At 46.1% G+C, this 11029-nt stretch carries 10 protein-coding genes and 1 pseudogene; 7 read left to right on the forward strand and 4 right to left on the reverse strand.

What is annotated here, in order from left to right:
- The 3 genes and pseudogenes from QUA38_RS23915 to hpsJ-B all read right to left on the reverse strand — a co-directional run.
- Positions 1–191: pseudogene (locus tag QUA38_RS23915) on the reverse strand (hypothetical protein); the annotation flags it as partial.
- Between the two features lie 308 nt (positions 192–499).
- Complete coding sequence (locus QUA38_RS23920; protein ID WP_333166296.1) at positions 500–1417, reverse strand: glycosyltransferase family 2 protein; 918 nt, start codon at positions 1415–1417, stop codon at positions 500–502.
- Positions 1418–1503: 86 nt separating this feature from the next.
- Complete coding sequence (gene hpsJ-B / locus QUA38_RS23925; protein ID WP_333166299.1) at positions 1504–2334, reverse strand: hormogonium polysaccharide biosynthesis protein HpsJ; 831 nt, start codon at positions 2332–2334, stop codon at positions 1504–1506.
- Positions 2335–3129: 795 nt separating this feature from the next.
- Here hpsJ-B and rfaE2 point away from each other — a divergent pair.
- From rfaE2 to QUA38_RS23960, 7 genes are all read left to right on the forward strand, one after another.
- Positions 3130–3627: a D-glycero-beta-D-manno-heptose 1-phosphate adenylyltransferase gene (gene rfaE2, locus QUA38_RS23930; RefSeq protein WP_445305098.1), complete on the forward strand. Its 498-nt coding sequence runs from the start codon at positions 3130–3132 to the stop codon at positions 3625–3627.
- A gap of 117 nt (positions 3628–3744) precedes the next feature.
- The gene (locus QUA38_RS23935) at positions 3745–4614 is read left to right on the forward strand and encodes an STAS domain-containing protein (protein ID WP_190733979.1); all 870 of its coding nucleotides are present in this window, start codon (positions 3745–3747) and stop codon (positions 4612–4614) included.
- A gap of 56 nt (positions 4615–4670) precedes the next feature.
- Positions 4671–5048: an STAS domain-containing protein gene (locus tag QUA38_RS23940; protein ID WP_333166306.1), complete on the forward strand. Its 378-nt coding sequence runs from the start codon at positions 4671–4673 to the stop codon at positions 5046–5048.
- Positions 5049–5312: 264 nt separating this feature from the next.
- On the forward strand, positions 5313–5711 hold the full coding sequence (locus tag QUA38_RS23945) for an anti-sigma regulatory factor (protein ID WP_333166309.1): 399 nt from the start codon (positions 5313–5315) through the stop codon (positions 5709–5711).
- A gap of 210 nt (positions 5712–5921) precedes the next feature.
- Complete coding sequence (locus QUA38_RS23950) at positions 5922–6941, forward strand: ATP-binding SpoIIE family protein phosphatase (protein ID WP_333166311.1); 1020 nt, start codon at positions 5922–5924, stop codon at positions 6939–6941.
- Positions 6938–8476, forward strand: coding sequence for an ATP-binding protein (locus tag QUA38_RS23955; protein WP_333166313.1), 1539 nt, complete (start codon positions 6938–6940; stop codon positions 8474–8476). Before QUA38_RS23950 ends, QUA38_RS23955 begins: the two co-directional genes overlap by 4 nt.
- 589 nt (positions 8477–9065) lie before the next feature.
- Positions 9066–10538, forward strand: a complete 1473-nt coding sequence (locus tag QUA38_RS23960; protein ID WP_333166316.1) for an MBOAT family protein — start codon at positions 9066–9068, stop codon at positions 10536–10538.
- A gap of 335 nt (positions 10539–10873) precedes the next feature.
- Here the strand turns inward: QUA38_RS23960 and QUA38_RS23965 are convergent.
- The coding region (locus tag QUA38_RS23965) for a rhodanese-like domain-containing protein (RefSeq protein WP_333166318.1) at positions 10874–11029 on the reverse strand (156 nt) is incomplete at its 5' end.

Consider the following 11029-nt stretch of genomic DNA (forward strand, 5'->3'; position numbering starts at 1 on the left):
AGAGGTACTGGAATCATAATGAATCCTCCTGTATTTATTGTTTTAAACACTGCATAGCCCTTAACTGAACCGTATTGGGCGATCGCCAGTTCAATTTCACCAAACTCCGAAAATTCGTAGTGTGACAGTTCAGGGTGCGGAATGTGGGTAACAAACCCGTCAAAAGACCTACTGATGGCGGAGCGTTGCATAATAGCGGGAGGATTTTGCTTTTTTTTGTAGGTGTGTCTATGCTCCCGAAGGCGTGTAGTTTCACAGCAGGCGGGACGCTTCACCCATACTCCACACAAGAATTATCCTCCAATTGTGCCAAGCCGAATCAACGATAATTAGGCGCTATAAACTACCATTTTTTCAGATGTGTATCAGGGCTATATTCTTGATTACATCTATGTTCTGACGGGGTTGTCATCCAGTGAATTGCGTAAATCATCTTCTTGTTTAAGTTGTATTAATTACCAATGCCAATTTTTAAGGCCCGATTTTTAATTTTCTATTTTTAATTTCGAGTATCGGAAGCCCCAAGATTATAAGAAACATTCGACGGTTCAACTGTTACTACTTCCGAAATAGATTGTTCTGCCACTACCTCTAAAGTTGGCAGTGGTAGATGCTTCATTTCCCAAACTTTCAACAAAATTAGATATTCATAAAAAGCTTGCAGCGTGCACCAAGCCAATCCCGCTTGGCCGTCAAGAAATCCGCCCAGTAAAATATACATATAGAAAAAGCGCACCACAGGCCGCAAAGGCAAGCGCAAAGAAAAATCTTTCAAAGCGCGGCGCCTTTCCACCTCCGACGCGCCAAACAATAAACCCCACCAATTTACTTGACCAGCTTCTAATTGACGGAGAGTTTCAGCCGCCTCGTCAGTCGAGTAGCGGTTGTGCTTTTCAATCCAGCGGGAAAGGCCTTTGCTGCAAGTATAGTGAGGGTAAGTTTCTTTCAAAAAGTGAGTAGGCCCGTTGCAGACTTCCCGTTCAGTGTGACCGTAGTCAGTAAACCACACTCGGTCTTTGCGAAAGAGACGCATTTGATAACGGGGATATTGAGTGCTGCGACGAATCCAGCGCTCCATAAATATTACTTTTTCAGCTACGTAATAGCCGATATATTCTTGACTTTCGATCGCCCTTAAGCATTCAGCAAACAGTGCAGGTGTCATCCGCTCATCAGCTTCGAGGATGTAAACCCATTCGTACTTGCACGGGACTTCTTGGAGCATCCAAGTCCGCTGGCGTCCGTGAGTTTCAAAGCGGTGCTGCACTGTTTGCACGGCATAGTTCTGAACAATCTCAAGGGTGCGATCGGTGCTGAAAGAATCAACTACAATGATATCGTCACAAAGCAGTGCCGATTCAATGCAAGCGGCGATATCAATCTCTTCGTTGTAAGTCAGAATATAAATTGAGAACATTCCCAGCTTTCAGTAAGGGCAAACTATTGGGTAAACAAACTATTTATCAGGGATGTCTCGACCAGCACAATCCCTGCCAGCGCCGGTCAATTTTTGCGGCGGCCGAACCGCAGAATTCCCATACTTCTCAATCCCGTCCAACCAACAGTAATGTAGCCTATCGCTAGCAGCAAACTGGTGATTCCCGTCTGCAAACTCGAATTTCTTGATCGAGTTCTTAACTCTTTCTCTTTTTGTTGCTTGCGGGTGCGAATCTCGTTGCGAGCTTGGGTGGGAAGTGATTGAGCTTGCTGTTCCAGGAACTTGTCGAGGGCTTTCGGGTCATTTTTCGACTGCTCAAGCACAGCTTTCAATTCCTTGGGAACATCTGGACTCTTGAGTGCTTGTTGCAGCTTCCCGTTGTCTTCCAGCAGCGCGGCTATCTGGGTGCGACGCTGGCTTTTGAGCTGTTCTACCTGAGCTTTAAATTGAGGGCTTTTAAGTTGTGCCTCAAGTTGACCTTCCGCTTGTCCGGCTTCTTGATCTACTTGAGCCAGAGCATCCTTGAGTTCCAAACGAGTATTGTTGAGGTGAACGGGAACCAGAGATAGGTAAACTAGACCTAACAAGCTGGAAATCAACAGCGCCCAGAATCGCAAGTCCAGCCAAACCTTGCGTCGCTCAATAGAGACTCCACTGCTGCTGTCAACCCAAAAGCCAGTCATCAGGAGGGCGATACCGATCAAAGGAATAATGCCCCTGTCAACTATCTGAGTTGCTGCAGCCAACTGCCAGCCTCGATTGAGAAGGTCTGAAGTTTCTCCCGGCAGCGACAGAACAATGCAGTCAAGCAAAGCAGAGAGAATCAAGATAATCCCGACTACTTTTAGAGTTCGAGCAGCTACTGAAGAAAATTGACGGCTATTACTTGCTTTCATAATTCGTGTTAGATAATTCTACACCTTTAGATTCAAGGGGGTAGTTAAGTGGATTTTGTTGAACGGTTAAGCTATTTTCCACCAAAATAGCTGCTTCGAGTACCGAACTCGACTTTCCTCTGGGTTTTCACAGACTGCAGTTGCGAGCCAAAAGGTCGAGTTTCTGAGCAGCTATCCAGAGTTGGACACAGGAGGCTGTAGGCTTCTGGGCTGGCTGTAAAGCTTGGTCAAGATAGCGCCCAGAAACTGCAGCAAGCAACTGCTGGCTTCTTCTATAGTCTGACGAATCCAGCGTAAAGATGAGCTCTGCACACTTGGGTTCCTTGTTTTAACTAGCTTTCGCTCGCGCGGTCGTGCCAGACATAATAGACACAGGAGGAGCGCCTTTTGTTGGGTTTCACCCCCTAGGGCTCCCACTACCCGATCGCCTGCCCGAGGCGGTGGAACTAAATCCCTTGTCTTATAGTAATTGATATAAGAGAGGGCGGGAATAAATAATTGTTTACCAACCTTTTTAACCTCCAATTACCAACAGCACGATACGGAAGTCACAAATACACGACTAGCGGCTTTTTACTTAGGAATTCTGTTGACCGTATCACCTGCGTCGTCGGTAAAGTTTACTTATCCCTTCTTGCTTAAAAGTCACAGATTACTAATGATTATTTACCCATCGGCAACTGTTAATTATTGCCCTAGTTGCAGGATTTATTATTCAATAGTAAAAATGCAAAAACTCACATTTATTGGTAGGATAATTTTGCTCGCTGTTCAAATTTGGTGGTAATGACTGCAATGATTTCTAATGTTTACACGTTGAAAGAACTTGAAAGATTGCTCGCATCCGATGATCCGGACAAGTGGCGTCCGCTCGTGTTTACTAACGGGTGCTTCGATATCCTGCACTGCGGTCACGTCCGCTATTTGCAGGCGGCAAAAAATTTGGGGCGATCGCTCGTGGTGGGCTTGAATAGCGACGCCAGCGTGCAAGCTATCAAACCGCAGCAGCCGGGATTGCCACCCCGCCCGATCGTGCCGGAAAATCAGCGAGCCGAAGTGTTAGCCGCCCTCAAACCAGTAGACGCCGTAGTAATTTTTTCCGAGATTACAGCAACTAAACTGATAAATATCCTGAAGCCTGATATATACGTTAAAGGAGGCGACTATCAAGTCGAAACTCTGCCGGAAGCACCGGCCGTTATCGCCGGAGGTGGCAAGATTTCCTTGATAGAAATAGAAGTTCCGAGTTCTACGAGTGCGATCGTCAAACGCATTTTACAATTAGGTACTTAACCCTCGATCACAAACAGCAAACAGTGAGCTAAACTCAGAAGTTGCCCCATCAAAAAACACGCTTGGTGCGATCACTCGTACAACTTCATCCCAATTGCTAAGCAGGAGATAATTTTAATGGAACTCATAAGCAATAACACGATCGCGGAAATCATACAAAGACACAAAGCAGAGTTACTAGCAGACTGGCTCAAAGAACTGCAAAATACCGGGCTGCGGCGGGACGACTTGATGAGAGCCAAAGAATTGCGCTCCGAGTGTCAAGAGTTCCTGCAATTGCTTCACATTGCAGTCGGGCACGGTAACTTTAGCGACATCCAGACACCCGAATGGGAAAATATGCGGGTGCTGCTAGCAGAAGTTTCGCGATCGCGCGTTCAGAGAGGCTTTACTCCCTCAGAGATAGCGAGTTTCATTTTATGCTTCAAAAAGCCATTGTTCGATCGGCTTTGTCATGAATTAACAGAAAACCGCGACGCACTTGTCGAACAACTTTGGCTTTCCACCAGTTTATTAGACCAGCTTGGCCTTTGGGTGACAGAAATTTTTCTCAAAGCTCGCGAAGAAGTCATTGAACGCCAGCAGCAAGAAATGCTCGAATTGTCAACACCTGTAGTCAAACTTTGGCAAGGCATTCTCGCTTTACCCATGATCGGGACTCTCGACAGTGCCCGCACTCAAATAGTCATGGAAACTCTGTTGCAGGAAATCATGGAAACCGGTTCCGAATTTGCGATTTTAGACATTACAGGCGTGCCGACTGTTGACACTTTAGTTGCTCAACATTTATTAAAAACTGTCGCTGCCGCCCGTTTAATGGGTACTGAGTGCATCATCAGTGGCATTCGCCCGCAAATAGCTCAAACTATAGTTCATTTAGGAGTTGACTTGCAGGATATTCTCACCAAAGCTACTTTAGCAGATGCTTTTAAAGTCGCTTTGCAGCGCCAAGGTTTAACTATAAGAAATATTCAAGAGGAAAGATAAAAAATATTGCCTCTTTGCCTAAAAATTTAAGTGAAAATTAAAATAGAGGTCAATTTGTGGAACGTATACCGATACTTCAAATGGGAGAATTTCTGCTAGTAACTATTCAAGTAGATATGCACGACCGCTTAGCGATGACGCTGCAAGACGACCTGACCAACCGCATTGTCAAAACAGGTGTTAAAGGTGTTTTAATAGAAATATCTTCCCTGGAAATTGTAGATTCCTTTATAGGTCGCATTATCAACAATATCGCTAGTATGTCGCGAATTTTAGATGCTGAAACAGTTGTGGTCGGGATGCAGCCAGCAGTTGCGATTACGCTCGTTGAGTTGGGGCTTTCCCTGACAGGAGTTCGCACAGCTTTAAGCGTTGAAAAAGGCATGATTTTGTTGAGAAATTCCTTGGGTTTCTCTCCTGACGAGCAATCGTAAGCAGTCGATTAATAGTCCCATGACTGAGGTACAGGCAGTAAAGAAACCTAGTTTGTTTGGAGATACCTTGTTGACAAACTGAAGATTTCTGAGGACAGGGCTTACGCACTCAAGAGAGTTAAATCAAGGGTTTGAGATTGCTTCACTATGTTCTCTATTGAGAGAAAATCGTAGTAAGTGCGTAAGTCCTATTAGGAGAAACTAAGTTGACGAGGGTAAGTCCTATATTTTGGGGAGAAGTTCTATTTTGGTACAGTAGCCACCATGTCAAAACGTGAGACACTAGAAATCCGATCGTCATCCGATATAGTCCACGTCCGACAGCAAGTGCGAACTTGGGCTGTAGCAATGGGATTCGGTTTATTAGACCAAACAAAAATCGTTACCGCAGCCAGCGAACTCGCCCGCAATACTGTAGAGTACGGCAAAGGGGGAACTGTAACTCTCGAAACGCTCCAATTAGGCAACCGCAAAGGGCTACGGCTGATATTTGAAGACAAGGGCCCGGGAATTCCAGACATCGAATTGGCAATGACTGACGGTTATACTTCTAATCACGGTTTGGGTTTGGGGCTCAGTGGTTCCAAGCGGTTGATGCACGAATTTGAGATTGTTTCCAAAGTGGGTAAAGGGACTAAAATTGCGATCGTCCGCTGGCGCTGAAGAAGTAATACGATTTGAGAGTTGAGATTTTAGATTAAAGCATTGGGAATGAGTGAGGACGATCGGGGTTTGGAGCTTGCGTATAGTTGTATTATTTTTTAAATTGGTATAAAGAGCAACCAGCAAAGCCAAGAAGTGATTCTTGGAATCCCATACCATACCCGGAGAGGGTTGGCGTATGGAGGATTTCATTATGAGAGCTGATAAAAAATGATAGATGCCGTAGCCTTGCCCGTAACAGAAGAAAGTCAAGTCGGAGAAGCGCGGCGAATCGCAGTGGCCCTGGCGGCCGAAGTCGGATTTAACGAGACCGAGCGCGGTAAAGTAGCAATTGTTACCACCGAAGCAGCAAAAAATGTGGTCAAGCACGCGGGCGAAGGAGAAATTTTGCTGCGAACATCAAAAACAGCGGCAGGATATAGCATTGAAATAGTAGCGCTAGACCGGGGCCAAGGAATGACAAATGTCGCGCTTTGTCTGCGGGATGGTTTTTCTACAGCGGGAAGCCCTGGAACTGGACTGGGGGCAATTAAACGCCTCTCTACTTTTTTTGATATTCATTCTGTACCAAAACTGGGGACAGCCTTATTAGCGCGGCTGGAACCGACCCAAAATAGTCGGGAAGCATCCGAAAACATCAATTACTTGGAATTGGGGGTCGTCCACTTACCAAAAGCAGGAGAGAAAATTTGCGGCGATTCGTGGGCGGTAAAAAATCACCTTGACAAAAACCTGATCTTAGTTGCAGACGGGCTCGGCTACGGGGATTTGGCGGAGGAAGCGTCTGGCGAAGCAGTGCGTGTATTTGAGGAAAACGCCAAACTCGGGCCGAAAGCAATTTTAGAGAAGGCGCACGCTGCTTTAAAAAATACCAGAGGAGCGGCTGCGGCGATCGCCCAAATTGATCGTACCCAACAAACAATTTGTTTTGCCGGAATTGGCAACATCAGCGGTGTAGTTGTCACAGATAACCAAAGCCGCACCATGGTTTCCTACAATGGCACAGTTGGACATATGATGCGAAAAGTAGCAGAATTTGTTTATCCTTGGTCGCAGCAGTCCCTACTCATCATGCACTCCGACGGTTTGGCGGGGCAGTGGAATTTAAACCGCTACCCGGGTTTAGCCTCCAGACATCCAGCTTTAATCGCAGCCGTGCTCTACCGGGACTTCAAACGCACTCGCGATGACATGACAGTTATAGTAGCCAAGGTGAGAGAAGCAGCGTGAGTTACCCAATCCTGACGACGGAAGTCCGCTTTGAACAAGACATCGTACAAGTACGCCAAAGAGCTCGCCAAATAGCTAAAGGGCTGGGATTCGATTCCCAAGTACAAACCCGCATCGCCACAGCAGTTTCCGAAATTGCCCGCAATGCTTTCAAATATGCAGGCGGTGGCAAAGTAGAATTCATTGTGGAAGGGGAATCGCCCCAAATTTTTCGGACTCGGATTTCCGACACCGGGCCGGGAATTGCTGATTTACCGGCTGTGTTAAGCCCGAATTTTCGATCGCAAACCGGCGCGGGACTCGGTTTAGCAGCAGCCAAACGCTTGATGGATGAAGTGCAAATCGACTCGGGGCCCGATCGCGGAACGGCTGTACAATTAATTAAGCAGTTTTCCAAACATATGCCTGCGCTGAGTACGATCGAACTAAATCAATTAGTTGACAAACTAGCGCGCCAAATTCCCGAAGATCCCTATGCCGAAATTCAGCAGCAAAATCAAGAATTACTACGCACTTTAGACGAACTCCGCCAGCGTCAAGAAGAACTCGTACAATTAAATCAACAACTAAAAGATACCAATCGCGGAGTCCTGGCACTTTACGCGGAATTGAACGACAAGGCCGAATCTCTCCGGCGCGCCAGCGAACTCAAGACCAGCTTTCTCTCCAATATGAGCCACGAGTTTCGCACTCCGCTAACGGCAATTATGAGCCTTTCCGAAATATTGTTAAATCGCCTCGACGGAGAACTTTCAACGGAACAGGACAAGCAAGTAAATTACATTTACAAATCCGCCGAATCTCTCGCAGAACTTGTCAACGACTCGTTAGATTTAGCCAAAGTGGAAGCCGGAAAACTAACTGTTCGCGTGGCTGATTTTGAAGTCGAAGATTTGTTCAGCGCGCTGCGAGGAATGATGCGCCCCCTGCTTCCCCCCAACTCTCCCGTTTCTATAATTTTTGAAGATCCTCTCGAACTTCCCATCCTCACAACTGATGAGGGAAAAGTTTCTCAGATTTTGCGAAATCTGATTTCTAATGCCCTCAAATTTACCGAAGCAGGTGAAGTTCGAGTGGCTGCGGAAATGCGAGAGGAGGGAACAGTTACTTTTTCAGTAGCAGATACGGGCATCGGCATTCCCCCAGCCGATCAAAGGCGGATTTTTGAAGAATTTGTCCAACTCGAAAACCCCTTGCAGAAGGGCGTCAAAGGCACGGGATTGGGATTGTCTCTGTGCAAAAAACTGGCGGAATTCCTAGGGGGAAGTATTGAAATCACAAGTTCACCCGGAGTTGGTTCGACTTTTTTTGTCACACTGCCGATTCTGTATCCTGGAGAGGAAGAAAATCCTTTGGAAATGTCCGCTGGTAAGGCAGATGAAATACCGCACGCGATCGCAAATTCTCGCTCGCCAGTGCCGGATTCAGCAACAAAAGTTTTGATTGGGGAGGATGAAGATAGTTTTTTGGTATTTTCTGAAAGACTGGCTGGCAGAAATTCCTTATACTGCAACATAAGTCGCCCACGGTGCTGAAAGTTGGGGTTCGGCTGTGCTTTGCCGAACCCCATTTTTATGGACATTATGATGCCGGGTCTGACTGAATTTGACGTTTGGGAAGAGTTGAAATGCGATGGGGCTGCTTGTCAAATACCTGCGATCGTGAGGAATTCCAAACATTTTCGGTTACATCACTTTTTTGCTTTGCGGGATGCTAGGACTGTAAGATAAAAAGTATTATTCCGATGCGAAGAGAAACAATATCAGGAATTGTAGCTTTTGAGGACTGAAGTCGGATGCTGCGAACCTAGTTATATTTTTTCAGCGATTTTTATATGGTTCGTAAGATCGATAATTTATAGCAGGCAAAATTTATTTAATTTGCAACAGCATTTAACCTTTGTGCTGTAAAATGTAGCAGTTCTCAGTTGCCGACTATATAGTAGGGACTTACGGAGGGCCTATTTTCGTGTCGGCGATCGGCTAAAATCCATGATAAATCTTGTTCTTAGCAAAGTCTAGATTAATAAAAAAATGCCACTGTAGGCGCGTAATCCAAACCCATACAAAATAAGCCATTCCCACTTCCCAATTCTAAAATCTAAAATCTAAAATCTAAAATGGTATGACTTTCATCTCTCTTCAATATGCCCTGTTTCTGTTAATTTTGTTCGCGGCTTACTGGTTGGTTCCGCTGCGGTGGTGGCGGCTGTTCATCATGTTGGCGGGCAGTTTGATTTTTTACGCTTCGCTGCAAATTTGGTACATTCCTCTGCTGTTAGTCGGTGCTTTGTTTAATTATTGCTTGGCGATGGCGATTGGGGAACCTCTGGATTGGCGGATTGCTAATGAATCTTGGAACCGCCGCCGTTTGTTGCTGCTGTGGATAGGCATCTGCCTGAATGTGTTGCTGCTTCTGGGCTTTAAGTATGTGCCTTTTTTATTGAGTTCGATCGGCACTTTGTTCAATTGGCCTGTAGCTATCGACGGGGCTGACTGGGTGAAAAGTCACGTCATCGCACCCCTGGGATTGAGTTTCTTTTGCTTTGAGTGCATTGCTTATTTGATTGACGTGTACCGAGGCGCGCCTGCTGCTACTTCGCTGCTGCACTTTGCTGCTTACAAGTTGTTTTTTCCAAAACTGATTTCCGGCCCGATTACTCGGTATCACAACTTGATCTATCAACTGAAAACCCAGCAATTTCCGACGCCCGATCGCATTTCTGAGGGATTTTGGACGATCGCCTTTGGTGCAGTAAAAAAAGGTCTTTTCGCAGATAACTTGGGAATTTATGTCGATTTAAGCTTTACCAACTTGCAGCGGGCGGGTAGCGAGGATTTGTGGCTGGCTATTTTTGCTTACGGGCTGCAACTTTATCTCGATTTTAGTGGCTATGTGGACATGGCGCGCGGTACTGCTTTGCTGCTGGGTTGGTATTTGCCACCAAATTTTGATTTTCCTTATTTTAGTGCCAGCATAGCTGATTTTTGGCGACGCTGGCACATGACTTTAGGCGATTGGCTACGCAATTATTTGTATTTTCCTTTGGGCGGTTCGCGAGTCGGCTTGTGGCGCACTTGTCTGAATTTGGCGATCGTCATGTTAATTGCGGGAATTTGGCACGGGGCCGCTTGGGGATTTATTGTGTGGGGGGGTTTACACGGTTTAGCTTTGGCGGTTCACAGGCTGACTGATGTGGTGTTTAAGCGGTTGCGGATCGAGTTTTTGTGGGAAAATCCGATCGGGATTGCGATCGCTTGGCTATTGACTCAGGCGATGGTTTTTGGTAGTTGGATATTTTTCCGCCTTCCCGATTTAAAGGATTCTGGATGGGCGATTTCGCATTTGTGGGGACACACTGCTGACGTACAGTTTGCTGAGAAAGTTTATGGTGAAGTTTTGGGTTTGGAAAGAGTGCATTTAACTTGGATGTTGGCGGCTTTGGCTGCGGCGATGCTGGGGAATTATGCGTTGAGTCGGGGTTTGAAATTGGAGTTAAATTGGCCGCTGAAATTGGTGTTAGTGCCACTTTGTTTGTATGCGGTTTGGGTGTTGGCTCCCGAAGGGGGTTTGCCTTATATTTATTTTGATTTTTAGGGTATTATTTAATTCGCCGTAAGGTGCAGCGCACCCTACGACGACATTGAGGTACGCCGAAGTTATTACCCGCTACCTATTAGTGTCAACTTAAGCTTTTAGTTCGCCAGTCATCCCCCTCACCCAACAGTCTGCCAGGGAATTAATTCCCTGTCTGATAGCTAAAGTCCTCTCAAAGAGGACTGAAGAACTCATTAGTCCTCAAAGCGAGGAATTTCGCTTGGAAGCTCTTGTTTCAACCGCTGCCGGACTGAGGGTTTAACGTTAAGTTGACACCAATGCCCGCTACCCTAAAACTCACACTCAACAGTCAACAATCATCTCGCTCCTGGGCCCTACAACTGATAAGAACACCAGTCACTCCAGCTACCCACATAAAGTTTAGCATCGGGAATTCCGGCAATTTCTAAAGACAGTAAATTAACGCAAGCCGTCACCCCGGAACCGCAATAAACAATAATTTCTTCGGCTTTTTCTAATTCCGTCCACCG

The organism is Microcoleus sp. Pol12B4 (assembly GCF_036701385.1).
Classification (GTDB): domain Bacteria; phylum Cyanobacteriota; class Cyanobacteriia; order Cyanobacteriales; family Microcoleaceae; genus Microcoleus.